Here is a 26,997-nt window from a genome sequence, read left to right as displayed (position 1 = left end):
GACACAACCCTCAGCCCTCGCCCCAAGCCGAGCAAGGACATCACGATGGCCGAAAGAAAACCGATGACGAAGCGCATGGTGATCATGTTGATCTGCGTCGGCCTGCTGCTCGCGGGGCTGGTCGGCTTCAACCTGTTCCGCGCGCACATGTTCGCGAAGTTCATGGCGGCCAACACCACGCCGCCCGCGACGGTGTCGGCGGTGGTGGTCCACTATCAGTCGTGGCAGCCGCAGCTCGCGGCGGTCGGCAGCCTGCGCGCGGTGCGCGGCGTCGACGTGACGACCGAAGTCGCCGGCCTCGTGCGCCAGGTTGCGTTCGTGTCGGGGCAGGAAGCCAAAGCCGGGCAGATCCTCGTGCGACTCAATGACGACAGCGACGTCGCGCTGCTGCAATCGCTACAGGCCGCGGCCGACCTCGCGCAGACGGTCTACGAGCGCGACCGCGCGCAGTACGACATCAAGGCGATCGCGAAAGCGCAGCTCGACGCCGACGCGGCGGACCTCAAGGGCAAGAAGGCGCAGGTCGCGCAGCAGCAGGCGCTCGTCGACAAGAAGACGATTCGCGCGCCGTTCGCGGGGCGCCTCGGCATCACGACGATCAATCCGGGGCAATACCTGAATCCGGGCGATACGATCGTCACGCTGCAAGCCATCGATCCAATCTTCGCCGACTTCTCGGTGCCGCAACAGCAGCTCGGCCAGCTCGCGATCGGCGCGACCGTCAGCGTAGATACCAACGCGTACAGCGGACGAAGCTTCACCGGCAAGATCCAGTCGATGAGCCCGAAAGTCGACAGCGCGACGCGCAACGTGCAGATCGAGGCGAGCGTCGACAATCGCGAGCGCAAGCTGCTGCCCGGCATGTACGCGAACGTGAAGATCGACTCGGGCGCCGAGGAGCGCCACCTGACGCTGCCGCAAACGGCGATCACCTACAACCCGTATGGCGCGACCGTGTTCATCGTGAAGCCCGGCACGCAGCCCAACGCGCAGGGCAAAACGCTGCCCGTCGCGCAGCAGGTGTTCGTGACGCCGGGCCCGACGCGCGGCGACCAGGTGGCGATTCTGAAGGGCGTCGACGACGGCACGCAGGTCGTGACGAGCGGCCAGCTCAAGCTGAAGAATGGCACGCCGCTGATCATCGATAACCGCGTCCAGCCGTCGGACAGTCCGAATCCGACGCCGCAGGAACAATAAGCGAGGCCACCCGATCATGTTCACGGACATCTTCATCCGCCGGCCGGTACTCGCTTCGGTCGTGAGCCTGCTGATCCTCGTGCTCGGGCTGCGCGCGCTCGCGGTGCTGAAGGTCAGCCAGTATCCGCAGACCGAGAACGCGGTCGTCACGATCATGACGGCCTACTATGGCGCGAACCCGGACACCATCGCCGGCTTCATCACCCAGCCGCTCGAAGCGGCGATCGCGCAGGCGCAGGGCATCGACTACATGTCGTCGACGAGCATCACGGGCGTGTCGACGATCGTCGCGACGCTGCGTTTGAATTACGACGCGAACCGCGCGCTGACCGAGATCAACACGCAGATCGGCTCGGTGCGCAACCAGTTGCCGCCGCAGGCGCAGCAGCCGGTGCTGACGGTGCAGACCGGGCAGACCACCGACGCGATGTACATGGGCTTCTACAGCAGCGTGCTGCCGAGCAACAACGTCACCGACTACCTGTTGCGCGTGGTCAAGCCGAAGCTCGACTCGATCCAGGGCGTGCAGACCGCCGAAGTGCTCGGCGGCCGGCAGTTCGCGATGCGCGCGTGGCTGGATTCGGCGCGGCTCGCCGCGCACGGCGTCAGCGCGAGCGACGTGTTCACCGCGCTCGGCAACAACAACTATCTCGCGACGCTCGGCACGACGAAGGGGCAGATGGTCAGCGTCGACCTCGAAGCGGGCACGGACTTGCATACCGTCGACGATTTCAAGCAACTCGTCGTCAAGCAGAAGAACGGCTCGATCGTGCGTCTCCAGGATGTCGCGAACGTCGTGCTCGGCGCCGACAGCTACGACTTCAACGTCGCGTTCAGCGGCAAGCGCTCCGTGTTCATCGGTATCAAGGTCGCGCCGGACGCGAACATTCTCGACGTGGCCAAGCGGGTGAAAACTGTGTTCCCCGATCTGCAGAGGCAGTTCCCGACCGGTATGACGGGCGACATCGTGTATGACGCGACCGACTTCGTGAACACCGCGATCAGGGAAGTGATCAAGACGCTCGTCGAAGCGCTCGTGATCGTCACGATCGTGATCTTCCTGTTTCTCGGGAGTTTCCGCGCGGTGATCGTGCCGTTGATCGCGATGCCGCTGTCGCTGATCGGCACGTTCTTCGTGATGCAGGCGCTCGGCTATTCGATCAATCTGCTGACGCTGCTCGCGCTCGTGCTCGCGATCGGGCTCGTGGTGGACGACGCGATCATCGTCGTCGAGAACGTCGATCGGCATATGAAGCACGAAGGCAAGACGCCGTTCGACGCGGCGCTGATCGCCGCGCGCGAACTCGGCGGCCCGATCGTCGCGATGACCGTCGTGCTGATCGCCGTGTACGCGCCGATCGGCTTCCAGGGCGGGCTGACGGGCGCGCTCTTCACCGAATTCGCGTTCACGCTCGCGGGCGCGGTGACGGTATCGGGCGTGATCGCCCTCACGTTGTCGCCGATGATGTGTTCGCGCTTCTTTCGCGCCGAGCAGGAGTCGGGGCGTTTCGCGCGTTTCGTCGACCGTCAGTTCGAGCGCGTGCATCGCGGCTATGGCCGCCTGTTGCATGCGACGCTCGATACCTGGCCGGTGTTCGTGGTGATGGGCGCGCTGCTGCTGTGCGGCACCGTGTATCTGTTCATGACCTCCAAGTCGGAACTCGCGCCGCAGGAAGATCAGGGCGTCGTGCTGTCGCAGATCATCGGGCCGCCGAACGCGACGATCCAGCAGATGCAGACCTACGCGGACCAGGTGTTCGACGCCTCGAAATCGCTGCCCGAGTACTCGCAGATGTTCCAGCTGACGGGTTCGCCGACGATCAACCAGGGCATCGGCGGGGTGCTGTTCAAGACCTGGGATCAGCGCGACAAAAACGCGACCGTACTGCAGGAGGAATTGCAGCAGAAGTGGAATCAGATCGCGGGCGCACGCGTCGCAGCGTTCCAGTTTCCGCCGCTGCCGGGCTCGCAGGGCTTGCCGGTGCAGTTCGTAATCAGCACGACCGAGCCGTTCCAAAACCTCAACGAGGTGTCGCAAGCGGTGCTCGAACAAGCGCGCGAGAGCGGCATGTTCTTCTTCGTCGATACCGACCTGAAAATCGACAAGCCGGAAGCGGTGCTCGTCGTCGATCGCGACAAGGTGGCCTCGCTCGGGCTGTCGCAAAGCGACGTCGGACAGGCGCTCGGTTCGGCGCTGGGCGGCGGCTACGTCAACTACTTCTCGATCGCGGGGCGTTCGTACAAGGTGATTCCGCAGGTGCTGCAGACCGATCGGCTCAATCCGTCGCAGGTGCTCGACTACTATCTGCGCACGCCGGACGGCAGCGTGATTCCGGCCTCGACGGTCGCGCATATCAAGCACAGCGTCGTGCCCGAATCGATCAATCACTTCCAGCAGTTGAACTCGGCGACGATCTCCGGCGTGACCGTGCCGGGCGTGTCGCAAGGCCAGGTGCTCGATTTTCTGCGCAAGGCGACCGCGCAGGCCGCGCCGGCCGGCTATTCGGCCGATTACTCGGGAGCCTCGCGCCAGTTCGTGCAGGAGTCGGGCGGCTTCGTCATTACGCTGCTGCTTGCGACGATCATCGTGTTCCTCGCGCTCGCAGCGCAATTCGAGAGCTTCCGCGATCCGATCGTGATCCTGATCTCGGTACCGATGGCGCTGTTCGGCGCGCTGATCTTCATCAACATCGGCCTGACTACGCTGAACATCTACACGCAGGTCGGCCTCGTCACGCTGATGGGACTCGTCAGCAAGCACGGCATCCTGATCGTGCAGTTCGCCAACGAATTGCAGCGCGCGGGCCGCGGCAAGCGCGAAGCGGTCGAGGAAGCCGCCGGCGTGCGGCTGCGTCCGATCCTGATGACGACCGCCGCGATGGTGCTCGGCGTGGTGCCGCTCGTGATCGCGTCGGGCGCGGGCGCGGCGGGCCGCAACGCGATGGGGCTCGTGATTTTCACGGGGATGTCGATCGGCACGCTGTTCACGTTGTTCGTCGTGCCGGCGATGTATATGTTTCTGGCCGCCGATCATCAGCGGCATGCTCAAGCGCCGAAAGCCGGCGAGGCGGGTCAGGCGGGTTAGGGCCTGGGTGTTCGCGTACCCGCTGCGCATTCGTCACCTAGACTACGGAGCATTCGCTGCGCAACGCGGCGCAAGACCAACCGGAGCCACGCACGATGAAAGCGATCCAGTTCAAATCTTTCGGCAACCCCGAAGTGCTCGAATACGTCGATCTGCCGACGCCACAGGCCGACGCGGAGCATGCGGTCGTGCGGGTCATGGCGGCCTCGGTCAATCCGAGCGACGTGAAGAACGTGGCCGGCCGTTTCGAACATACGGTGCTGCCGCGCATACCGGGACGCGACTTCAGCGGCGTGGTGGTGGATGGCCCGGCCGCGTGGCGTGACGCCGAAGTGTGGGGCACCGGCGGCGACATCGGCCTCACGCGCGACGGCACGCATGCCGAGTACCTCCGCATTCCGGTCGCGGCGCTGTCACGCAAGCCCGTTGCGTTGAGCCATGTCGAGGCGGCGGCAATCGGCGTGAACTTCGTGGTCGCGTGGCTCGGCACCGTCGAATACGCAAGCTTGCAGGCCGGCGAGACCGTCGCGGTGCTTGGCGCGGGCGGCGGTGTCGGCGGCGCGGTCGCGCAGATCGCGAAGGCACGCGGCGCGCGCGTGATCGCCGTCGACCGCCGGCCGCTCGATCCGGCCACGCCCGCGGGCCGCCTGATCGACGCCTACGTGCCGTTCGACGAACACGCAGCCGAACGTGTGCGCGAGCTGACCGGCGGCGCAGGCGCGGAAGTCGTCTACGACACGGTAGGCGGTGTCGCGTTCGAGACCGCGCTGAGTCTCGCGAAGCGGCGCGGCCGCGTGCTCGAAATCAGCGCGACCGGCAAGCGCCGGGTCGAGTTCGATCTGATCGATTTCTATCACAACGAGACGCAATTGCTCGGTGTCGACAGCGCGAAGCTCGGCGTCGCGCAATCGGCGCCGCTGATGACGTCGCTCGTCGAGGGCTTCGACAGCGGCAAGCTGAGCGGCCCGGCGATCGCACAGGAATTTCCGCTCGCCCGCGCGCGCGAAGCCTACGAGGCGGTCGCCGCCAGCACGCGCGGGCGCGTCGTAATTCTTATGCAATAACCAACCTTCGACACAGGTCTTTGCAACCCGCTAAGATTGAGGCCGCCGGGCGCCCGCGCCGCCCGGCGAGAACGACAAAAGCATTGCCTCGGAGAATCTGATGTCTGATGAATATGAAGTGCACGGTCCGCACGACCACGCCGTCGAACACGCCGGCCACGCCGGGCATCACGACGCCGATCCGTTCGCGAGCCGGATGGCCGTGATGACCGCGATCCTCGCGACGATCGGCGCGCTGTGCGCGTACCAGAGCGGCAACGCCGAAAACCTCGCGCTGTTCTTCAAGAATGAAGCCGCGATCAAGAAGACCGAAGCGTCGAACCAGTGGAGCTACTACCAGGCGAAGGGAGAGAAGGAGAACCTCGCCGAACTCGGCGCGGCGCTGTCGGCGCCCAATACCGACGCGCACGCGAAATTCGTCGCCGACGTCGAGAAATACAAGCAGCAGAAGGAGCCGATCCGCGCGAACGCCGAAGCGATCGAAAAACAGGTCGTCGCCGCCGACACGCGCAGCGAAACGCTGCTGCACGGCCATCATCGCTGGGCTCAGGCGACGCTGCTGATTCAGGTCGCGATTGCGCTGTGCGCCATCACGCTGCTCACGCGCAAGAACTGGCTGCGCAATGTGTCGTACCTCGTCGCGGGAGCAGGCGTCCTGACCGCGGGCGCGGCGTTTTTCGGGCTATGAGCGAGGTGTATCGGTTGTTCGTCGCGCTGGCGTTGTCGCATGCGCGAATCGCGTCGGCGTATCGGCGCGGCAAGATGTGGGTCGATCGCGTGTGCGGCGGGTTGATCGTCGCGTTGGGAGTGCGGCAGTTGATTCTTTGAGGCGGCACTCGGAGGTGCCCAAAACTCAATGCGCAAGCCCGCGCGCACGCTCCAGCAACAGCTCGCGCTCGCGCGTATTGCGCGTCATCGCCGCGGCGCGCTCGAACTCCCCGCGCGCTTCGTCGATGCGTCCGAGCTTGACCAGCAGATCGCCGCGCACGCTCGGCAGCCAGTGATAATTCTCGAGCGCTGAACCAGCGGCGAGCGCATCGACGATCTCGAGTCCGGCCGCCGGCCCGAACGCCATCCCCACCGCGACCGCGCGATTCAACTCCACGACCGGCGATGGCGCGACCTGCGCCAAAGCATCGTAGAGCGCGACGATCTGCGCCCAGTCAGTGTCCTCGGCGCGGCGTGCCCGCGCATGACACGCGGCGAGCGCCGCCTGCAACGCATACGGCCCGCTTGCGCCGCCGAGCGCATGCGCGCTGTCCAACGCCGCGAGGCCGCGGCGAATCAGCAGCGGGTCCCAGCGGCTGCGATCCTGATCGAGCAACAGCACCGGCCGCCCCTGCGCATCGGTGCGCGCATGCGTGCGCGACGCCTGGATCTCCATTAGCGCAACCAGACCGTGGACCTCGCTTTCGTCGGCGACGAGTCCGCTCAACACGCGCCCGAGCCGGAGCGCCTCCTCGCATAGCGCCGGGCGCATCCAGTCGTCGCCGGCAGTGGCCGAATACCCTTCGTTGAAAATCAGGTAGATCACCTGCAGCACCGACGCGAGCCGCGCCGCGCGCGCGTCCGCCTGCGGCACCTCGAACGGCACGCGCGCCGCCGACAGGGTGCGCTTCGCGCGCACGATCCGCTGCGCGATGGTCGGCTCCGGCACGAGAAACGCGCGCGCGATTTCGTCGGTGGTGAGGCCGCCGAGCAGGCGCAGCGTCAGCGCGACGCGTGCATCGGTCGACAACACCGGATGGCACGCGGTGAAGATGAGCCGCAGCAAATCGTCGCCGATGTCGTCGGCGCGCGCGGCATCGAGCGCATCGACGAAATCGGGCACCACGTGCGCCTCGATCGCGTCGAGATCGTGGCCGAGTTCCTCGCGCTTACGCGCATGCAGCGCTTCCTGGCGCAGGCGATCGAGCGCACGGTTTTTCGCGGCCGTCATCAGCCAGGCTCCGGGGTTCTCGGGCACGCCCGCCTCCGGCCAATGCTCGAGCGCGGCCACCAGCGCGTCCTGCGCGAGTTCCTCGGCGAGCCCCACGTCGCGCACGATCCGCGCGACGTGAGCGATGACCTTCGCGGATTCGATCCGCCAGACAGCGTCGATCGCACGATGGGTGGCCTGTATCGTCACGGCGTCAGCCTTCACCTCAGCGGTGATCTTCTTCGAGCTTGCGGAAGCGCTCGACTTCCGGGCCCCGGCTCGAAGTCGTCGAGTTCGAACAGCTGCCGCACTTCGATTTCGCCATCGGCGTGCTCACCGAAAGGCGCCGGGAAACGCCGCGCCCATTCCATCGCCTCGTCGCGCGAGCGCACCTGGATCAACGTGTAGCCGGCAATCAGCTCCTTGGTCTCCGCGAACGGTCCGTCCACGACACTCCGTTTGCCGCCGCTATAGCGCACGCGCCAGCCTTTCGAGCTCGGCTGCAGGCCGGTTGCGTCGAGCAGGACACCGGCCTTCGAGAGTTCTTCGTGGTAGGCGCCCATCGCGGCGATCAGCGACGGTTCAGGCATCTCGCCGGCTTCGCTCGCGGTCGTGGCTTTTACGATGATCATGAATCGCATGTCGTTGCTCCTTGTTGTTAGTGGTTCGTGGTGAGTGGATTCGCGTGAATCGCTTGAAGAGGCCACTCAGGCTAGCCCCTTACTCACACGACGCGCGATGCAAGGTCAGATCGACACCCGCGGCGGTCCCGGCATCCCAGGGAAAACACGAAGCGGATGACGCGAGAGCCACCCGTGGCTAGATGAAGCACGGGCCGAGCTTGCGGACCTCGACCGTGCACCACGCCGCCGCCGGACAGGTTTGCGCGATCGCCACCGCCTCTTCGCGGCTGTCGCAGTTCAGCAGAAAGAAGCCGCCGATCATCTCCTTCGCCTCGGCGAACGGCCCGTCGACGAGCTTCGACTGGCCATTGCGGACCTGCACGCGCACGGCGTCCTTCTGCGAAGTCAGCGATTCGACCGCGAGCAGCTTGCCGCGCGCTTTCAGGTTCTCGGAGAACCGCACCATCTGGTCATAGAGGTCGCGACCGGCGGCTTCGCCGCGCTCCTCGCGTTGGTCCGTGGGTTCGACGATCAGCAGCATGTAGGACATGGAGTCTCCGACAGGGCTCGGTTGTATGCGCGGGTCGGCATCGCAACGACGTCAGCGACGCCCGGCCTCGGCGGCATAGCAGGTAGGCAGGCAGATAGGTGGCAGTCAGGCGCAGCCAGTCTAGCAAGCGGGAATCTCAGCGGCAAACGCGCCCGGCGGCACTTCTACGGACACTCGTAACGAGCCACGCGGCGCGCATCAGCCGGCCGCGCGCGACACGTCGATGCCGCATTCAAGTATTCTCCGGAATCAATTTACGTCCGCGCCGAATGTGAAAAGCGCCCCTATGTGGGGCGTTTTGCATGTTGCGGGACGCTCAAACTGGCGCTTCCGCCAGCGCTCTCAGCCGCGCGGAGCGCATCAGACCTTCGATCATTTTCGCTTCCGCGCTCGCCAGCTCGCTCAGCGACGCGGCCGACAGCTGTCCGTCGAAGATCGCGAGCGCCGTGCACAGACGTGCGTAGTCGTCGTCTTCGAGCGACCAGCGGCCGGTCTTGCGCTCGCGCATGTCGAGCCGCACCATCACCGCATGCGCGCTTTCGATGTCCGCGAGCGCGTCGGCGCCCAGTCCGGCGCGCGTCAGTTCCTGCGACGCCAGCAGATGCCGGCTCAGCGTCGTGTGCAGCATGCGTGCGCCGTGGCCGCGGCGAAAGGCATCGAGCGCGGCGTAGGCCTGCAACAGCATGGTCTGAGTGACCGGCGCGTGCGCGGTGCGGCTCTGCGTGAGGGAACGCAACAAGGGGGACATGGCCGTGCGGCCGGGCTTGCGAACTCGCGATTTGCTGGACATCGATTCAACCTCCTTCTTTCGGCAGCGCGCCCGGACTTCGGCACGCGACGGCGGCAAACGCCGCGCTCGAACGTCCGACGCATTTCGCGCCCGACAGTTCACGCTCTGCGACGCGCCGGTTCTTCGAATGTATCGAAGAACACACTGTCCCCATATCGGTTCGAAGCCGCCGGAAAAAAGCAGCGCGTTTCGTTGCGACGAAAAAAAGCCCTGTTCCGCGAGGGAACAGGGCTGACAGGATGGAACAGTCGAGCAGGCGCGTGGAGTGCCTGCAAACCTATAACCACCTAACCTGCAAAGCTATTGCTTACGTGCACTGCAACGGCAATTTCTACCGCTCGACAGCAAGTTTCAAACCGTCGATTCAATTCACTTCCAAATACCACTGCATGTGGGCCGGTCCTCGTTATTTCCTACTGCTGGCCGCTACCCCTTTTGCTTCGCGCGCGTGTTCGAAGCATTGCGCGCTTCGTATTGCATCAACTGCGAACTGCGAACTGCGAACTGCGAACTGCGAACTGCGAACTGCAGACTACTTCATCAACGGTACGGTTCAAATCCGACACGAGGGGAAGTCGCATCGATGGAGTTCGGTGATTTGTCGCTCCATGGAAAAGAGTGTAGGCGCGCACCCGCGAATGCAATTGCGCGAAGCGAGGGACTTTGGCGGCTTAATTTGGCGAATCGATGTAACAGCGGGCTTTTCGGCCCGCCGCGCCACACACGTCAACCGCGTGTAGAGAAATCGTCGATCGTCAGCAAGACCTTTTCACCGGGACGCGCGAGCATTTTTCGTTCGGCGATCGCGGTAATGCGTTGGCGCCCATCCGCGAACGTCTTCAGAATGCGCGCCTCACCCGCGCCGCGTTGCAGCCAGAAGTGCTGTTCGAGCGCCTCGCGCGTGACCGCGCATTCAAGGTCTCGTCCCCGCGACGAAAGCTGGAAAATCACCGCCCGTCCATCTGCCGAGACGCTGGGTACCGCCTCGATCATCGCCATAGCACACCTCGCAACGTTGATTACGACGCTCGCCGTATGACGCGAACGTCCCCGGAAAATCATCTGACGCTCGCCGCATCGCGAGGCCCGTTTTGTCTGTTCGTACGGTGGTGCGGATAGTGCGGCCCCGATGGAGCCAGACGTTGGAGCAAAGCGCATGCCACCCAACGCCGATAGCGACACAGGCACTCACGGGCACCGGCAACGATGACCGCATCGCAAAGTGGGAAGACCGCAACATAGCCGCGTGGTAAAAAAAGCGCAGCGGACGCGACAATCGACGACAATTCTTACTCGCGCTTCGCACGATCATCGCGTGCGCCATCGCGCGCTACAGCCTTGCCGACATGTCCGCCCAACTGCCCGACCAACGATCCGGGTTGACCTTGCGCCCCGCGCAACCCGACGACGAACCCTTCCTGCTCGAACTGCGCAAGGCGACGATGACCGAACACCTGGCGCGCGCCGGCGAGCCGACCGACGAAGACGCCCATCGCGCGCGCCTGCGGCATCGCTACGACGCCGCGCAGGTGATCTGCATCGACGGCGCGCCCGCGGGCCTGTTGAAGGTGCATCGCAACGACGACGAATGGTTCGTCGCGCAGTTGCAGATCGCGCCGGCGCTACAAGGCCGCGGTATCGGCGAGCAGGTGCTGCGCACGATCCTGCGCGCCGCCGCGGCCGAAGCGCTGCCGGTCAGCTTGCAGGTGCTCAAGGGCAATCCCGCCAAACGGCTGTACGATCGTCTTGGCTTCGCGATCGTCGGCGAGGATCAGACACAGTTTCACATGCGCGTTGCGGCGCGCGCGCCGGCGGAAAACGAAGCAGAATGAATGTCGGATAAAGACTGATACGAAACGGGCCTGGCAATGAACTCTGATATGAACTTTCGCGATGCTTCAGCAATACAAAGCTGGCACGCGCACATTTATTTCGACGCGGCGAGCCGCGACGCCGCGTGGGCGTTTCGCGAGCAGATCGACGCGCATTGGGGCGACAAACTGCAGATCGGGCGCTTCCACGAACGGCCGGTCGGCCCGCATCCGATGTGGTCGTATCAGCTCGCGTTCTCGCACCAGCAGTTCGCCGACGTGGTCAGCTGGCTCACGCTCAATCACGGCGCACTCGATGTCTTTCTGCATCCGAATACCGGCGACGCGCTGCGCGATCATCGCGACGCCGCCGTGTGGATCGGGCACTCGCACGAGCTCGTGTTAAAGGCGCTGCTGTAGCAGCCGCGAACGATGCGCCGGCGTGCTTACATATTCGTGTACGCGCTGCACCAGCCGCGCGACGCGACCTGCTTGGCGCCGAACAGCGTGCAGCCGCCGTACGCATCCGACGCCTTGCCCTGGAACAGCGAGCAGTTCGCGCACGATTGCCCGGCCGCGAAGTTCGGGAATTTGGCCTTGTCGACCTTCGACGCATCTTCGGTGTAGCCGACATTCTGCGCCTGCGGATCGCTCTCGCTGAGCGCATTGGGAACGGTCGCGGCGAACGCGACGCGAGACAGCGCGAGCGACGAGCCGACGCCCGCGCTGACCAGCAGGAAATGGCGGCGCGATGTTTTCATTTTCGTTTGCCTCTGGGTGGGGACTGAGGTCTGCGGTCAATCGAGAAAGCGCGTGAAGCGCTCGACCGGCTCGCGCTCGGGGCGCAGCGTATTGACCAGCGCGTTGGGGTCGGCGAAGCCGAGCGACATGCCGCACAGGAACTGCTCGTTCTCGGGCAAGCCGAGATGTTCGGCAATCAGCCGATGAAACTGCATGAACGCGGCCTGCGGACAGGTGTCGAGGCCGCGTCCGCGCGCGGCCGTCATGATCGCCTGCAGGAACATGCCGTAGTCGAGCCAGCTGCCGCGCTCGAGGCTGCGATCGATCGTGAACAGCAGGCCGACGGGTGCGTCGAAGAAACGGAAGTTGCGCGAGTGCTGTTCGTGCATGCGCGCCTTGTCGCCCTTCTCGATGCCGAGCAGGCCATACATATCCCAGCCGATCTTGCGGCGCCGGTCGATGTACGGCGACTGCCATTGGCGCGGGTAGTACGCGTACTCCTCCTGGTACAGCTGGTCGCGCTGCGGATCGTCGTAGGCCGCGAGCAGATCGCGCGACAGACGCGCGAGCGATTCGCCCGTCAGCACGTACACCTTCCACGGCTGCGTGTTGGTGCCGGACGGCGCGTAGCTGGCGGCTTCGAGAATGGCTTCGATGTCGGCGCGCTGCACCGGCGTCGGCAGAAAGGCGCGCACCGCGCGTCGCGTGGTCAGCGCGATGTCGACGGGGTTCGCGGGAGAGGTCATCGGCGAATGGCGGCAGAGCCAGCGAAGTAGGTCAGCGACGATTCTAGCGCGTACCGCTCCAAGCCTGCCCGCCAGCGCGCAGGCTTCGTCCAGGGCGTTGCGCTGCGCCCTTACATCGTCCCCAACGCCACCGCCGCCGCAATCGAACCCGCCACGAGCACGAGCCCCACCGTCTTGCGCTTGTTCAACTCGGTCCACAACAGCACGCCCGTCAGCGACAGCAGGATCAGACTGCCCGCGAGCGTATCGATCAGCAGCACCCAGCCGATGCTCAAGCCCACGCCCTTATGCATGTTCGTCAGCATCGCGAGAAAGGTGTTCGCGCTGCGCTTGACCGTCACGGTGTTATTGCCCACCCAGTATTCGGCCGAGGTATTTTCTTTCGGCGACGCGAAATTCAGCTGCCAGTGCTCGGGCTGCACGACGCTGCGATCGCCCCACGCCACCGGATGCCCGGGTTCTTTCTGCACACGCCCCGGATTGCCGGCGATCTTCAACTCCTGCTTGAGCCACTTCGCGAGTTCGCGCGGGGTTTCCGGTGCCGGATGCGGCAGCGGCACCTGCATCACCGAGACCTGCGGCTCGCCGGTCGACACGCGCAGCGGACCGCCGCGATGGTTCAGGAAGAAGCCCGTCGTGCCGAACAGCAGACCGAGAGCCGCGCCCCACAATCCAACCCAGCCATGCACGTTGCGCAGCCACTTGATGAAAGTCGCGCGACGCGAGCGTTGCTGGCGCGCCTTCAGTTCATCGCTATCGAGCCGACGCGGTTCGTGCGCGCCATGTTGGCCGGCCGCCGGCGGTTGCATGTCGAGGGTGTCCGATTCGCTCACGTTTCACTCCAGGTACGCAGCAGATTGTGATAACAACCGACGAGGCTGCGTCGCGCAGCCTCGTCGGCATGGGTGGCATTGAGCCGTTGAATCGCGGTGTCCATGTCGAACAGCAGCGCGCGATGCGTGTCGCTGCGCACGAGACTCTGCACCCAGAAGAAGCTCGCCACGCGCGCGCCGCGCGTGACGGGCGTCACCTGATGCAGAGTCGTTGCCGGATAAACGATCATGTCGCCGGCCGGCAGCTTTACCTGCTGCACGCCGTAGGTGTCTTCGATCACGAGTTCGCCGCCGTCGTATTCGTCGGGCGCGCTGAGAAACAGCGTCACCGACACGTCGGTGCGCAGCTTCACGCCGTTCGGCAGCACGCGCACCGCGCCGTCGACGTGGCTGCCGAACTGCATGCCGCCCTCGTAGCGGTTGAACAGCGGCGGATACACCTGGTTCGGCAGCACTGCGCTGATGAACAGCGGATTGCGCTCGATCGCCGCGACAATCACGTCGCCGAGTTCGCGCGCGATCGCAGAGTGCTCGGCGATCTGCTGATTGCGCTTGACCGGCGCGCCCTGATAGCCCGCGGTCGCGCGGCCATCGACCCACGCGTCGCCGGCTCGATCGAGCCGCTCGCGCACGAAGCGCAATTGCCCGGCGTCCAGTACCTTCGGAATATGCAGCAGCATAGTGTGTCCTTCGAGTCGGCTTGCCGTTTGCAAAGCGGCAAGCCTAACGGATGCGCTCAGTGCGTCGCAAAAGCGGCCATCAGAAGCGGTAATCGAACGTCGCGAGCAACGTACGGCCGATGCCCGGCACCGAACGGCCGCCGTCCGACGGAATCAACGCGTCGTAGTAGTACTTGTTGGTCAGGTTCAGCAGGTTCAGGCGCACGTCGTACTTCTTCGCGTGATAGGCCGCGGTCGCGTCCCAACGCGTGTAGCCCGGCACCTTCACGAAGTTCGTATTCGATGCATAACGCGACGACATATAGATCGGACCGCCACCGATTTCCCAGTGCGGCGTGATCGCGTACGTGGTCCAGAACGTCAGCGTGTTGCGCGGCGTGTTCGCCGGCGTGTGGCCCTGCGTGCCGTCGGCCGCTTTCAGGATCTTCGCGTCCATGTACGTGTAGCCGCCGAAAATCTGCCACTTGTCGGTGATGTGCCCGGTCACGCTCGCCTGGAAGCCGTCGACGCGAATGTCGCCGGCCAGCTCGTATTCGGTCGGCGAGACCTGGGTGCGCGCGTTGTCCTTCTCCTCGCGGAACAATGCCGAGGTCAGCGAGATGTTGCCGCCGAGCAGATCCCACTTGCCGCCGACTTCATACGACTTCGTCGATTCCGGTGCGAGATTCTGCGTGAGGTTCGTGACCGTCAGGTTTTCGAGCGACGGGTTGAACGACGTGCCGTACGACACGTAGTACGACTGCCAGTCGGTCGGCTGATAGATGAGGCCCGTGCGCACGCTCGTGAAGTAGTTGGTCTGGCTCGCGAAAGCCGGCGCGCTGACGGTGTTGTGGATCTCGGCCGAGAAGCGATCCCAACGCACACCGCCAATCAGCTTCCAGTGCGGCGTCAGCGTGATCGTGTCGTTCAGGTAGGCGGCGATTTCGTTCGCGCTCGAAGCGGCGTAGTTGCCGACCGTCGTCGTCACGTTCGACGGCGTGCCGATGATCGGCGGATTGAGCATCGGCACGATCGGCAGGTTGTTGCGCGTGTATGCCTGGTTCGTATAGCTGTCGTGGCCCACTTCGACACCGGCAATCACGTCGTGCCTGACCGGCCCGGTGTCGAATTTGTATTCGACCATCGTGTCGTTGTAGATCGCGTGATTCTGGATCACGCGGTCATGGCTCTGCAGCTTGATGAACAGGGCCGACGGCGGCAGCGTCGTGAAGTTGCCGTTGCTCAGCGCAGTGCTCGACGACAGCGGTCCGGTCAGCACCGCTTGCGGCGCGGTTTCGCGCGCGTCGGTCATCGAGTGCGAGATCTGCGTCTGGTTCGTCAGCGTCAGGTCGTCGGAGAACTTGTGCTTGATCGCCCCGGTGAAGATCTGCACGTTCTGGATCGTGCGGTCGCTGGTCAAACCGTAGAACGTGTTTTTCGGCACCGGCGACGGGCGGCCGTTCAGCGCCTGGATGCCGTAGTCGGGCATGTCGTTGTTGCGCTGGATCAGCGCCGACAGCGTGATCTCGGTCGGCGTGCCGATACCGAAGCGCAGCTCCGGCGCGACGCCGAAATCCTTGTTCTTCATCACGTCGCGCGTCGAGCCAAGGCTCTGGCCGAACGCGTTCAGGCGGATCGCCGAGGTGTCGGTGAGCTTGTGGTTCACGTCGACGGTGGAGCGGTAGCGGTCGTTGGTGCCGATCATGCCGGAGACTTCCGCCGAGTCCGTCAGGTTCGCCTTCTTGCTGACCTGGTTGATCACGCCGCCCGTCGAGCCGCGGCCGAACAGCATCGACGACGGACCATACAGCACCTCTAGCGCTTCGAGGTCGAACGTATCGCGGTAGTACTGGTTGCGGTCGCGAAAGCCGTCCAGATAGATGTCGTTCTGCGCGGTGAAGCCGCGCAGGTTGATGTTGTTGCCGATCTGGCCGCCCTCGGCCGCGCCGATGGTCACGCCGGGTGCGTTGCGCAGCGCGTCCGTAAACGACGTCGCGCCCTGCGAAGCGAGCAGGTCGCGATTGATCACGGTGACGGTCTGCGGAATGTCGCGCAGCGCGGTCGGGGTCTTCGCACCGACGGTCGCGCGCTCGGCCTGAAAGTCCTGCTGAACGGTCTGAGCCTGCACGCCGATGGTCGGCAGTGTCTGCGCGGCGGCAGGTGCGTTGTTCTGTGCGTTGGTTTGTGCGTTGTTCTGTGCGTTGGTTTGTGCGTTCTGCGGCGCGCTGGAGGCGGCCGGTTGCGACGCGCTTTGCGGTGCGCTTTGCGCAAGCGCAGGTGTCGCATAAGGAATGGCAAAAGCGAGCGCTAGCGCTGTCGCGAGCGGCGTGTGATTGAGCATGGAAATCCCGTCAGAAATGCGCTTGTCGAATTCGCATCAATGACGTCGAATTCATGAGAGAAGCGCAAATGGCTGGCTGCCGCTCTCCGTTGTGTGAGATGGAGATGACGGGATGGCTGGCTGGTTTAAATGAGAATCGCTATCATTTCATACGTGCAAGAAGGCATCAATCGCGGCGTGCATTACTTCGCGTAATGCATTTGTTTCTGTTTTTTTACTTTCGAAAGCAATACGTAAACATAAGGGCTCTACTTACGTAGATTCATTACTATTTGTAATTCATTGGTTGCAAAGGGATTAGGAGTGGCGCGCTCGAGAGCCAAGTCAGCCTTACGCAATTTCTTTCATTTAAATAACATCCTATCGCGGCGGTCGCGCACATCGAATCGCGAGTCCGTTTATCCTTTTTACAACACCGCATACAACGTTAAAGTCCCACCCTTCCGGCAAATGCTTTCGTCCCCTCTGGAGTCGACTCTATGCAATATCTCCAATTCGGCCGCACCGGCCTGACCGTTTCGCGCTTGTGTCTCGGCACCATGACTTTCGGCCTGCAAACCGCAGAAGCCGCATCGCACCGCATCCTGGACACGGCCGCGGACGCCGGCGTCAATTTCATCGATACCGCGAACGTCTACCCGCTCGGCGCCGGCGAAGACCTGTCCGGACGCACCGAGGAAATCGTCGGACGCTGGCTGAAGGGCAAGCGCGAGCGCTTCATCGTCGCGACCAAGGCGGTCGGCAAGATGGGGCCCGCCGCGTGGGATCAGGGCGCGTCGCGCAAACACCTGCTCGATGCGATCGATGCGTCCTTGCAGCGCCTCGGCACCGACTACGTCGACCTGTACCAGCTCCATTCCGACGACCCGAAAACCCCGCTCGACGAGACGCTCGAAGCACTCGATACGATCGTGCGCTCGGGCAAGGCGCGCTATATCGGCGTGTCGAATTTCCTTGCGTACCGGCTCGCGCGAGCTCTGGGACGCGCGGACGTGCTGCGCGTCGCGCGCTTCGTGTCGGTCCAGCCGCGCTACAACCTGCTGTTTCGCCAGATCGAGCGTGAGCTGCTGCCGTTGGCCGCCGAGGAGCAGCTAGCCGTGATGCCGTATAACCCGCTCGCGGGCGGACTGCTGACGGGCAAGCATCGGCTCGATGCGACGCCCACCGAGGGGCGCTTCACTGAAAGCGTCGGCAAGGCTGGCGCGATGTATCAACAGCGCTACTGGCACGAGCGCGAATTCGACACGATCGAAAGACTGAAGGCGATCGCCGCGCCGACCGGCGAATCGTTGGCGAAGGTATCGCTTGCGTGGGTGCTCGCGAATCCGCTGATCACGTCGGCGATCATTGGTGCGAGTCGCGCCGAGCAGTTGAGCGATACGCTCTCGGCGGCCGAGTTCACGCTAGACGACGCAATCAAGACTCAGCTCGATGACGCGAGCGTGCAGTATCGATGGGGGGATGCGGCGCGCTAAGCGCCCTTCTGCAGACCAAGCGCGGCCCGGCGTTCGGCCGCGCGACTTCATCGTCCGTAGCGCAGCACGGTGCTCGTCGCGGCGAGCACGTGATCCTTGATCGCGGCGAGGAACGCGTCGCGCGTCAAGCCGGCCGGCAATGCGTCGGGCGGCAGATCGAGCGCATAGACCTGCGCGACGTAGTGATGCGGCACATCGCCGACTGGCGGACACGGGCCGTAATAGCCGGGGCCGCCCGTGCGATTCGTGCCGGCGACGCTGCCTGCCGGCGCGGCTTCGCCCTCGGCGAGTCCGGTGGTACCCGGTGCGATGCCGTACACGATCCAGTGCACGATGCCGAGGCCTTTCGCGCCGTCGGGATCGAAGATCGTCACCGCGAAACTCTTTGTGCCGGCCGGCGCGTTATGCCATTGCAATGCGGGCGACACGTTGCCGCCGCCGCAGTTGTTCGCGCTCGCCGCGTGGCTCGCGTTGAGCGTGCCGCCGTCCGCCAGTCCCGGTGACGACACTGCGAAGGCCGGTGCCGCGTAGGCATGCGCGCTCGCGTAAGCGAGCAGCGCGCACGCGACAGCGGAGAGGAGGTGCCGCGCGAGGGCCAAGTGGATGCGACTCATGGGGAGTCTCCATTGGGAGTTTATGCATCAACTATAGCGAGAATGTTGTTTTGAGATGGAAGAGGCGGCATATTGCGCACGGAGCGAACTTCTGGAGTTTGCCGTGAAGAAGGTTTGGGTTTGCATCGTAACTGCTTCTGTCATCATCTTCGGTGTGTCTGCTTGCTATGCGAAAGCCGATCAAGTCGCGACTCCACAAGCTGGAGCACGCACTCATGCACAGAATTACAAAGACATGGTTCTAGCTACTTGTATCGCGAACGCCTACAAAAACGACAAAGATGCCGCTATAGATGCCGGAAGCAGCGTCAGTGCATTGCGAGACTGGACTTACTATGACTTGGAGAAGGCTCCAGACGCGATCAAAACCTTGGCGGACAATTATTTGGCGCGAGATTATCAAAACCCGCTGGTCGAATCGGAAACTGAAGGTGTCCGCTTTGACTTCCTGAAGTGCCTGGACCTGTATCACAGTAAGGAATTGGACGAACAGGTAAAGCGCTTGGTCGTCAACCCCAAGCGCACCTACAGGCAAGATAATCCGTTGCCGGCAAGACCGAAGTAACTCCCCCTCACTTCGGCTTAAACCGCCCCGTCTTCTCCGTGGCCTCCGGAAACTGCCGCGTCTCGCGCACCGACAGCGGATGCCACAATTTCGCGCCGCCCTCGATCCCCGCGTCGTTCGATACGATCGCCACGTTCGCCGGCAGCTTGAACTTGATGCGCGCCGCGTTGCCGCCGCCGATCCACAGCTTGTCGTAACTGACCAGTGACTCGAGAATGCCGATCACCTTCTCGACACGCCGGCTCCAACGCTTGTTGCCGACCTGCTCGCGCGCGGCCTCGCCGATGTATTCGTCGTACGCGACACCTTTCTTGCTGACCGGATGATGCGCGAGCTCCAGATGCGGCATCAGCTCGCCATCGCGAAACATCGCGGTGCCGGCGCCGGTGCCGAGCGTCAGCACGAATTCGAGGCCGCGGCCTTCGATCGCCGCGAAGCCCTGCATCTCTGCGTCGTTGATCATCCGCACCGGCAGATCGCCCAGGCGCCGCGCGAGCGAATCGGCGAGCGCGATGTCGTGCCATCCTTCGATGCCGAAATGCGGCGCGGTCAGAATGCGGTTATTACGCACGACACCCGGAAAGCCGATCGAGATACAAGCGGGCTGCACCTGCTCGATGAGCGGAGCCACGAGTTGCGCGAGCGCATCAACCAGTTGATCCGGCGTGCACGGATGCGGCGTCGCAACGCGCACGCGCTCGGTTTTCATCTGCCCGTTGGCGTCGATGATCGCGGCCTTCAGGCCGGTGCCGCCTACGTCGATCGCGAGGATGTGCTCGCTGCCGCTTTTCGGCGCGTTCCGTTTCACTGCTTTCTTGTTGCCTGTTGGCACGATGTCTCCCGATTGTGGTGAGGCGGTTGTGATGCGCGAACTGCGGGTTGGTTCAAAGGTGCCGCTACGACTTGCGACCGGGCGCTTTCTGCTGCAACGGCCGCCACGCATGGCCGTCGCGCGCGAGCAGCGCGTCGGCTTCGGCCGGCCCGTCGCTGCCTGCCGCATAACCGTGCACGGGCAGAGCACCGCCGCTCTTCGGATGCAGCACGTCGTCGACCGCACACCAGGCCGTCTCGATGCCATCGGCGCGCTGGAACAACGTCGCGTCGCCTAACATGCAGTCGTATAGCAGCGTCTCGTATCCCACGTTCGCGCGCTCGTCGAAGAAGTCGCCATAGTTGAATGACGACTGCACCGCACCGACCTGCATCACCGGGCCCGGCGCCTTCACGTTGAAATCGAAACTCGAGCCGTGCTCGGGATCGATGTGCAACGTCAGCACGTTCGGCGTCAATGCGTTGACCGGCGTGTCGCGGAACAGGCGGAACGGCACCGGCTTCAACTGCACCGAAATTTCGGTGCGGCGCACTGAGAGCCGCTTGCCGGTACGCAGATAGAACGGCACGCCGGCCCAGCGCCAGTTCTCGACGAACACGCGCGCCGCCGCGTAGGTTTCGGTCGTGCTGCCGGGCGCGACGTCGGGCTCCTCGCGATAGCCCACGCCGGCGGACCCTTTTTCGTACTGGCCGAATACGACGTCGTCGGGCTTGAGCGGCTGGATTGCGTCGAACAGCTCGACCTTCTTGTCGCGGACGGCTTCGGCGTCGAACGAATTCGGCGGCTCCATCGCCACGATGCCGAGCAGCTGGAACAGATGGTTCGGCACCATGTCGCGAAACGCGCCGGTCTGCTCGTAGAATCTGCCGCGCCCTTCGACGCCGATCGTTTCCGCCGCCGTAATCTGCACGCAGTCGATGTACTCGCGCCGCCAGACCGGCTCGAACATCGCATTCGCGAAGCGCACCGCGAGAATGCTCTGCACGGTGTCCTTGCCGAGAAAATGATCGATGCGGTACACCTGCGACTCCCGCGCATACGACAGGATGTGCGCGTTCAGATCGCGCGCCGATGCGAGATCGGCGCCGAACGGCTTCTCGATCACGAGACGCCGAAAGCCGCCGTTCGCGCCGTCGCCTTCCTTCAGCAGGCCGGCTTTGCCGAGCCGCTCGGCGATCGGTTTGAAAAAACGCGCGCCGACCGCGAGGTAAAAAATCACGTTGCCGACTTTCGACTGATCGAGCTTCTGTTTCAGCTTCGCGAACGTGTCGTCGGATTCGAACTCGCCCGCCATGTATTCGAGGCGCTGCGCGACCCAGCTCCACGCGTTGTCGTCGAGCTTGCCGGCGTGGAAGGTGCTGGCTTTGTCGGCGGCGAATTTCTGCAGCGACGTACGCAGTTCGTCGCACCATTCGCGCGTTTCGCGCTCACCGTGATTGACGCCGATGATCTTCATGCTGTCATCGAGCAGGCCATCGACCGAGAGGTTGTACAGCGCCGGCATCAACAGACGTTTGGTCAGATCGCCCCCCGCGCCGAAGGTCACGAGCGTGCACGGCGGCGCGGGCTTCTTGCCGGCCGGCGACGACAGCGTGTCGTATCGGTTCGAAATGAGCTTGCAGCTCAAGGCCGGCGTTGCGTCGGGTTGATCCGAAGAGGCGGAAGAGTTCGGTGTAGTCGACATGAGATTCACCTGGAACTTGGAAAGCCGAGAGAACAAACGTGGCGATACATGAAAGACCACGCGCGCTGCCGCACAGTTCAATCGCCTTCGCGCGCGAGCGCGCGGCGCGCTTACTTCGTCGTCGCGGCCGCGAGCGACGGTACCGGTTCTTTCACCGGAATCGGCGCGGGCGCCGGCGCCGGTTCCCCCGCCAGCGGCACGTTGCCCGATGCCGCCATCGCGCGGGGCTGCAACAGCAACGCGACGAGCCCGGTCCAGCCGGTCTGATGCGAAGCCCCGACGCCACGACCGTTGTCGCCATGAAAATACTCGTGGAACAGGATCAGATCCTGCGAACGCGTATCCGCCTGCAACAGCGGATACGCACCCATCACCGGCCGCTCGCCATTCTTGTCCTTCAGGAACAGCGTGGTCGCGCGGCGCGCGAGTTCGTCGCCGATTTCGCTCAACGAGAACTTCTGGCCCGACCCGGTCGGATACTCGACGCGGAAATCATCGCCGTAGTAACGATGAAACTCGTACAGCGATTCGATCAACAGATAGTTGACCGGCATCCACACCGGCCCGCGCCAGTTCGAATTGCCGCCGAACACACGGGTATCGGATTCGGCCGGCAGGTACTTCACACAGAAACTGTTGCCGTTGTGCTCGAACACGAACGGATGGTCGCGATGGCAACGCGACAACGCGCGCACGCCGTGATCGGAAAGAAATTCGCTTTCGTCGAGCGCGCGCCGCAGCAGCGCCTTCATCCGATGCCCGCGTAGCAGCGACAGCAGCAGCGCGTTGCCCTTGCCGGGCTCGTTCCAGCGCGACACCAGCTTCGCGAGATCGGGCCGATGCTCGAGAAACCATACGAGGCGCTCGCGCAAGCCCGGCAAGCCGCCATGCAAACGCTCTTCGAGCACGTGCACGGCGAACAGCGGTATCAATCCGACGATCGAGCGAACGCGCATCGGCATGTTGCTGCCGTCCGGCAAGCGCAGCTTGTCGTAGAAGAATTCGTCCGCGCTGTCCCACAGGCCCGTGTCGCAGCCGTCGTCGCAACTGACCGCTTCCGCGATGTACAGGAAGTGCTCGAAGAACTTCACGCCGATATCGACGAACACGTGATTCGCGTAGGCGAGTTCGAGCGCAATACGCATCAGGTCGAGCGCATACGCGGCCATCCACGCGGTGCCGTCGGCCTGGTCGATGTGGCCGCCGGTCGGCAGCGGCGATGAGCGGTCGAAGATGCCGACGTTGTCGAGACCGAGAAAACCGCCCTGAAAAATATTGTGGCCGTCGGCGTCCTTGCGGTTCACCCACCACGAGAAATTCAGCAGCAGCTTGTGAAACACGAGTTCCAGAAAATCACGGTCCGCCTTGCCGGTCAGCGCGCGATCGATCTCGTACACGCGCCATGCGGCCCACGCATGGACAGGCGGGTTTGCATCGCTGAGTGCCCATTCGTAAGCCGGCAACTGACCGTTCGGGTGCTGATAGCGGTCCTTCACGAGCAGCAGCAACTGCTTCTTCGCGAACGCCGGATCGATCAGCGCGAACGCGGCCGCATGAAACGCGAGGTCCCACGACGCGTACCACGGGTACTCCCACTTGTCCGGCATCGACACGATGTCCGCGTTGCACAGATGTCGCCAGTCCCTGTTGCGGCCCTGCTTGCGCGCGGCGGGCGGGCTCGGCTGCAGCGGGTCGCCGTCGAGCCAGCGTTGCACGTCGTACTGGTAGTACTGCTTCGACCACAGCATGCCGGCGAGCGCCTGACGTTGCACGAGGCGGGCATCGGGGTCGGTGATCTCGTGCTGCAATGCGCCATAGAATTCGTCGGCCTCGGCGACGCGGCGCGCGATCAACGCGTCGGCATCGAATGGCGCTTCATCGCTCGCTGCTTGCGGGTGCCAGCGCAGATACACGACCGCGCGTCCATGCGGCCCGAGTTCCAGCGGTGCATGTGCGGCGGCCTTGGTGCCCGCGTCACGACGGATCGCGTTCGCGTCGCCGTGCACGAGGTAATCGTTGAAGCCGTCCTTGAACGGGCCTGCGCCGTCCATGCCGAACAGCCGCTTCACGTTGGTGTCGTTCTCGCAGAACAGCCACGCGAGTTGCGGTGCGTCCTTCGACCAGGCGGTCACGACGATCGGCTCATGCACATGATGATGGCCAAGCAGACGCACCGCGCCGTCGTGGTCGGTGCCGGCGACGAGCTTCGGCTTGTCCTTGTTCTCCTTCCACGACCACGAGTTGCGCGCCCAGATCTGCGGCAGCACATCGAGCGACGCCGCCTCGTCCGCGCGATTTTCGATCGTCACGCGCATCACGATGTCGTCGGGCGTGTGCTTCGCGTATTCGACCTGCACGTCGAAATAGCGCAGATCGTCGAACACGCCGGTATCGAGCACTTCGTACTCCGGCACGTCGCCGCCGCGGCGCGCGTTTTCGTCGATCAGGTCCTGGTACGGATATGCCGCATGCGGGTACTTGTACAGCATGCGCATGTAGGAGTGCGTGGGCGTGCCGTCCAGATAGAAGTACAGCTCCTTCACGTCCTCGCCGTGATTGCCCTGCGCGTTGGTCAGGCCGAACAGGCGCTCCTTGATGATCGGGTCCTTGCGGTTCCACATCGCGAGCGATACGCACCAGCTGAGCCGGTCGTCGCCGAACCCGGCGATGCCGTCTTCGCCCCAACGGTAGGCGCGGCTGCGCGCATGGTCGTGCGGAAACGAGTCCCAGGCGGTGCCGTTCGCGCTGTAGTCCTCGCGCACCGTGCCCCACTGGCGCTCGCTCAGATACGGCCCCCAGCGCTGCCAGTGGCCGCATTCGGGCGAATGCAGCCGGGAACCTTCGATCGTGGCAAGCAGATTGGCAGCGCGCAGCGGTGGCATGAGAACGTCCTTGCAACAAGCCTGGCGGTAGGACCCAACATCGTAGCGCGGTTTACGCCCCGTCGCGCTCGAATCGGGCAAGCAGACTTTCGACGCGCAGCATTTCACCGAGCGACCAGGCCTGGAACGGCGTGCCGGCGGGCGCGTACGGCGCGTCGCTGTCGGCGATCTCGGACAGGTGGTCGAGGCCCGCGTGATCGAGATGCGCGTACAGCGGGGCGAGAAAACGCCTCCTCGCCTGTGTGAGATTCGTGGCGCTCGCGCCATTCACTCGCAGCCACGCTTCGACGAACGGGCCGATCAGCCACACCCACACGGTGCCCTGATGATAAGCGCCGTCGCGTTCGAGCGGCGCGCCGCCGTAGTGGCCACGATAGGCCGGATCGGAAGGCGCGAGCGAGCGCAGGCCGAGCGGCGTCAGCAATTGCGCTTCGACCTGCGCCACGACCGCGCGCGCCGCCGTGCCTTCGAGCAGCGGAAACGGCAGGCCACCGATCGCGAAGATCTGGTTCGGCCGGATCGAGCGGTCGACCGTGCCCGGCACATGATCGACGTCGACGTTATCGAACAGCGTCTGCGTGGCCGGATCGACGAAGCGCCGGTGAAATGCGAGCGTCGCGCGCTCGGCAGCCTGCCGCCACTGCGGGTTCCATGCCGACGCGATTCGCAGTGCGTTGATCCATAGCGCCTGCACTTCGACCGGCTTGCCGATGCGCGGCGTGACGATCCAGTCGCCGACTTTCGCGTCCATCCACGTCAGTTGCACGCCGGGGATGCCGGCGCGCAGCAGACCGTCGTCGGGACAGCAGCCGATGTTAAAGCGCGTGCCGTTCGTGTAGCCGGTCAGGATCGTTTCGGCGGCTTGCTGCAGATGCGCGCGCGTCCGCGCGCTTGCATGGGGCGTAGCCAGATAGTCGTGAACGGCGACGACGAACCATAGCGACGCATCGACCGAGTTGTACTCGGGCGCGTCGCCGTAGTCGGGGAAGCGGTTCGGCAGCATGCCGTCGGACAGCGTGCCCGACCATTCGAGCAGGATCGCTTCGGCGTCGTCGAGACGGTTCGACTCGATCAGCAGGCCGCGCATCGCGATGAAGGTGTCGCGGCCCCAGTCGGTGAACCACGGAAAGCCTGCGAGGATCGTGCGGCCTTCGTTGCGCGTGACGACATAGGCGTCGGCCGAGCGTTGCAGGCGCGAGCCGAGTGCGGCCCGGCGCCGTTGTTCGGTGTCGGCGAGTTGGGAGGCGCGGGCGGTGGTCCGGGGATTGTCGCTGGTGCTCTGGGTGGCTGCCGTGCTCGCTGCACTCAGAATCATCACCGCTTCGCCCTCGGCGAGATCGAAGCTGAACACGCCGGGCGCCGCGAGGTCTTCGCTGCAATCGAGACCGCGCTCCTGCTCGCGCACGTAGCAGAAGTTGCGATACCAATCGGGCGCATGCGTATAGGTGCCGTTCGTCGCCGTCCGCACGACCGGCAGTCCACCATAAGGCTGCCAGCTCGCGCACGATTGATCGGCGCTGACCTGCGCGCTGAAGTCGAAGGCCGGATTCTCGTGATGCAGCGCGTGATAATCGCGGCCCGACAACAGCGGTCTGACCTTCAGCACGGGCGCATCGAGTTCGCCGCCTTCGAGCCGCCAGCGCAATACCGTTTCGCACGTCGCTTTGCTGACGAACACGTCGGCGATCATCGCAGTATGCGTATCGAGTTGAACGCGCCAAGTCGGCCAAGGCGCGGTATCGAAACCGAGCAGGTTGCCGCGCAGATCCGGATAGATCAGGTCAGGCCCATAGCGTTGCATGGTCAACGGGAAGCGCTCGCCGCCCGCCTCGACCCACGCCTCGATCCCGTTGACGAGCACCATGCGTCCGCCCGGCGCGCGCGTCGCGGCTAGCAGCAGCGCATGGTAGCGGCGCGTGCGCAACATACCGACCGTGCCCGACGCAAAGCCGCCGAAGCCGTCCGCTTCGAGCCATTCGTCTTCGAGTCGCGACATGTCGATGGGCGGATCGATGCGAGTCATTGAATCGTGCTTATACGCGAACCGTAATGCAGCAAACATAGCGCAGATGGCAGCGCCATGAACATTGATCTTCCCAATACTTTCCATTTTCTTTCGATCAACCGACGACTGGCCCGCAACTGATCGGCAAGAGCAACGCGTCACCGACGGCGAAACACCCGGGCACGATTCGCGATGTCGAGCACATCGTCGTGTTCATGCAGGAGAATCGCTCGTTCGACCTGAGCGCCGGCTCAGCCTGAAGTGACCGCACGATACGACGTCGCGAATGGCAACGTGTTCCTGAAGTTCACCAACAGCAGTGGTGGCATCGCGCATCTGACGGTGATCGACAACGCATACGGCGCGCGGCCGCGCACCGTGGTCGTGCCGGCCAATGCGCGTATCGAAGAGGGCTGGGTGCTTACGTCGAGCCATCACTGGTACGACCTGACGGTGACGAGCAGTGACGACGCACGCTTCTCGCGCCGCTTTGCCGGTCACATCGAGAACGGCCGGCCGAGTATCAGCGATCCGGCTGCGGTTGCGCCGGTGCTGGCGGCGAGTTTGATGTCTGCGCTCGCG

General features: G+C 64.2%; 22 protein-coding genes and 3 pseudogenes. 10 read left to right on the top strand and 15 right to left on the bottom strand.

All coding sequences use genetic code 11. From position 1 onward, the window contains the following. Positions 1-45 precede the first annotated feature (45 nt). The 5 genes and pseudogenes from AB3X95_RS24885 to AB3X95_RS24865 all read left to right on the top strand — a co-directional run. On the top strand, positions 46-1,197 hold the full coding sequence (locus tag AB3X95_RS24885) for an efflux RND transporter periplasmic adaptor subunit (protein ID WP_176120939.1): 1,152 nt from the start codon (positions 46-48) through the stop codon (positions 1,195-1,197). 16 nt (positions 1,198-1,213) lie between these two features. Continuing rightward, positions 1,214-4,282 (top strand): efflux RND transporter permease subunit, encoded by a 3,069-nt coding sequence (locus tag AB3X95_RS24880; RefSeq protein ID WP_368622806.1) that lies wholly within the window; start codon positions 1,214-1,216, stop codon positions 4,280-4,282. A 95-nt stretch (positions 4,283-4,377) separates the two neighbouring features. After that, complete coding sequence (locus AB3X95_RS24875; RefSeq protein ID WP_368622805.1) at positions 4,378-5,346, top strand: zinc-binding alcohol dehydrogenase family protein; 969 nt, start codon at positions 4,378-4,380, stop codon at positions 5,344-5,346. 100 nt (positions 5,347-5,446) lie between these two features. After that, positions 5,447-6,034, top strand: a complete 588-nt coding sequence (locus AB3X95_RS24870; protein ID WP_176106995.1) for a DUF4337 domain-containing protein — start codon at positions 5,447-5,449, stop codon at positions 6,032-6,034. Between the two features lie 17 nt (positions 6,035-6,051). Further along, positions 6,052-6,174: pseudogene (locus tag AB3X95_RS24865) on the top strand (LysE family translocator); the annotation flags it as partial. Positions 6,175-6,199: 25 nt separating this feature from the next. On the opposite strand, the gene AB3X95_RS24860 reads toward AB3X95_RS24865, so the two are convergent. The 5 genes and pseudogenes from AB3X95_RS24860 to AB3X95_RS24840 form a co-directional block, all read right to left on the bottom strand. Then, the gene (locus AB3X95_RS24860; RefSeq protein WP_368622804.1) at positions 6,200-7,474 is read right to left on the bottom strand and encodes an RNA polymerase sigma factor; all 1,275 of its coding nucleotides are present in this window, start codon (positions 7,472-7,474) and stop codon (positions 6,200-6,202) included. A gap of 16 nt (positions 7,475-7,490) precedes the next feature. After that, positions 7,491-7,905, bottom strand: a pseudogene (locus tag AB3X95_RS24855) (YciI family protein). Positions 7,906-8,083: 178 nt separating this feature from the next. Continuing rightward, positions 8,084-8,437 (bottom strand): YciI family protein, encoded by a 354-nt coding sequence (locus tag AB3X95_RS24850; protein WP_176106999.1) that lies wholly within the window; start codon positions 8,435-8,437, stop codon positions 8,084-8,086. A gap of 316 nt (positions 8,438-8,753) precedes the next feature. Next, a complete protein-coding gene (locus AB3X95_RS24845; RefSeq protein WP_368622803.1) occupies positions 8,754-9,227 on the bottom strand; it encodes a hypothetical protein in 474 nt (157 codons plus the stop codon). Positions 9,228-9,953: 726 nt separating this feature from the next. Then, positions 9,954-10,226 carry a DUF1488 domain-containing protein gene (locus tag AB3X95_RS24840; protein WP_176107001.1) on the bottom strand — a complete coding sequence of 91 codons (273 nt, stop codon included), beginning with the start codon at positions 10,224-10,226 and terminating at the stop codon, positions 9,954-9,956. Positions 10,227-10,573: 347 nt separating this feature from the next. Between AB3X95_RS24840 and AB3X95_RS24835 the strand changes: the two genes are divergently transcribed. Both AB3X95_RS24835 and AB3X95_RS24830 read left to right on the top strand, forming a co-directional pair. Next, positions 10,574-11,059 carry an N-acetyltransferase family protein gene (locus tag AB3X95_RS24835; RefSeq protein ID WP_368622802.1) on the top strand — a complete coding sequence of 162 codons (486 nt, stop codon included), beginning with the start codon at positions 10,574-10,576 and terminating at the stop codon, positions 11,057-11,059. A gap of 48 nt (positions 11,060-11,107) precedes the next feature. Then, positions 11,108-11,458, top strand: coding sequence for a DOPA 4,5-dioxygenase family protein (locus AB3X95_RS24830; protein ID WP_176120934.1), 351 nt, complete (start codon positions 11,108-11,110; stop codon positions 11,456-11,458). A gap of 26 nt (positions 11,459-11,484) precedes the next feature. On the opposite strand, the gene AB3X95_RS24825 is transcribed toward AB3X95_RS24830, so the two are convergent. The 5 genes from AB3X95_RS24825 to AB3X95_RS24805 form a co-directional block, all read right to left on the bottom strand. Further along, entirely contained in the window at positions 11,485-11,799 is a 315-nt protein-coding gene (locus AB3X95_RS24825; protein WP_368622801.1) for a high-potential iron-sulfur protein, read from the bottom strand. 36 nt (positions 11,800-11,835) lie between these two features. Further along, positions 11,836-12,525: a nitroreductase gene (locus AB3X95_RS24820; RefSeq protein WP_176120933.1), complete on the bottom strand. Its 690-nt coding sequence runs from the start codon at positions 12,523-12,525 to the stop codon at positions 11,836-11,838. Between the two features lie 110 nt (positions 12,526-12,635). Next, the gene (locus AB3X95_RS24815) at positions 12,636-13,358 is read right to left on the bottom strand and encodes a PepSY-associated TM helix domain-containing protein (protein WP_368622800.1); all 723 of its coding nucleotides are present in this window, start codon (positions 13,356-13,358) and stop codon (positions 12,636-12,638) included. Then, positions 13,355-14,038 carry a Fe2+-dependent dioxygenase gene (locus AB3X95_RS24810; protein WP_368622799.1) on the bottom strand — a complete coding sequence of 228 codons (684 nt, stop codon included), beginning with the start codon at positions 14,036-14,038 and terminating at the stop codon, positions 13,355-13,357. The genes AB3X95_RS24815 and AB3X95_RS24810 overlap by 4 nt, the downstream gene beginning before the upstream one ends. Before the next feature lie 79 nt (positions 14,039-14,117). After that, a complete protein-coding gene (locus AB3X95_RS24805; RefSeq protein WP_368622798.1) occupies positions 14,118-16,358 on the bottom strand; it encodes a TonB-dependent receptor in 2,241 nt (746 codons plus the stop codon). Positions 16,359-16,837: 479 nt separating this feature from the next. Here AB3X95_RS24805 and AB3X95_RS24800 point away from each other — a divergent pair, with 479 nt between their 5' ends. Then, positions 16,838-17,833, top strand: coding sequence for an aldo/keto reductase (locus AB3X95_RS24800; protein ID WP_368622797.1), 996 nt, complete (start codon positions 16,838-16,840; stop codon positions 17,831-17,833). Positions 17,834-17,880: 47 nt separating this feature from the next. On the opposite strand, the gene AB3X95_RS24795 is transcribed toward AB3X95_RS24800, so the two are convergent. Further along, the gene (locus tag AB3X95_RS24795; RefSeq protein ID WP_176120928.1) at positions 17,881-18,447 is read right to left on the bottom strand and encodes a YbhB/YbcL family Raf kinase inhibitor-like protein; all 567 of its coding nucleotides are present in this window, start codon (positions 18,445-18,447) and stop codon (positions 17,881-17,883) included. Positions 18,448-18,550: 103 nt separating this feature from the next. On the opposite strand from AB3X95_RS24795, the gene AB3X95_RS24790 reads away from it, so the two are divergent. Then, a complete protein-coding gene (locus tag AB3X95_RS24790) occupies positions 18,551-19,012 on the top strand; it encodes a type VI secretion system amidase immunity protein Tai4 (protein WP_368622796.1) in 462 nt (153 codons plus the stop codon). 7 nt (positions 19,013-19,019) lie between these two features. Here AB3X95_RS24790 and AB3X95_RS24785 read toward each other — a convergent pair whose 3' ends face one another. From AB3X95_RS24785 to AB3X95_RS24770, 4 genes are all read right to left on the bottom strand, one after another. Next, entirely contained in the window at positions 19,020-19,844 is an 825-nt protein-coding gene (locus tag AB3X95_RS24785) for an ROK family protein (protein ID WP_368622795.1), read from the bottom strand. Between the two features lie 64 nt (positions 19,845-19,908). Then, entirely contained in the window at positions 19,909-21,528 is a 1,620-nt protein-coding gene (gene zwf, locus AB3X95_RS24780) for a glucose-6-phosphate dehydrogenase (RefSeq protein ID WP_368622794.1), read from the bottom strand. A gap of 110 nt (positions 21,529-21,638) precedes the next feature. After that, positions 21,639-24,410, bottom strand: a complete 2,772-nt coding sequence (locus AB3X95_RS24775; protein WP_368622793.1) for a glucosidase — start codon at positions 24,408-24,410, stop codon at positions 21,639-21,641. A gap of 52 nt (positions 24,411-24,462) precedes the next feature. Further along, positions 24,463-26,433 (bottom strand): amylo-alpha-1,6-glucosidase, encoded by a 1,971-nt coding sequence (locus AB3X95_RS24770; RefSeq protein WP_368622792.1) that lies wholly within the window; start codon positions 26,431-26,433, stop codon positions 24,463-24,465. Between the two features lie 228 nt (positions 26,434-26,661). Here AB3X95_RS24770 and AB3X95_RS24765 point away from each other — a divergent pair. Continuing rightward, positions 26,662-26,979, top strand: a pseudogene (locus AB3X95_RS24765) (phospholipase domain-containing protein); the annotation flags it as partial. Positions 26,980-26,997: the final 18 nt, after the last annotated feature.

Source organism: Paraburkholderia sp. BR13444, assembly GCF_040948755.1.
GTDB classification, from domain to species: Bacteria; Pseudomonadota; Gammaproteobacteria; order Burkholderiales; family Burkholderiaceae; genus Paraburkholderia; species Paraburkholderia youngii.
This window is presented reverse-complemented; position numbering and strand designations above follow the sequence as displayed.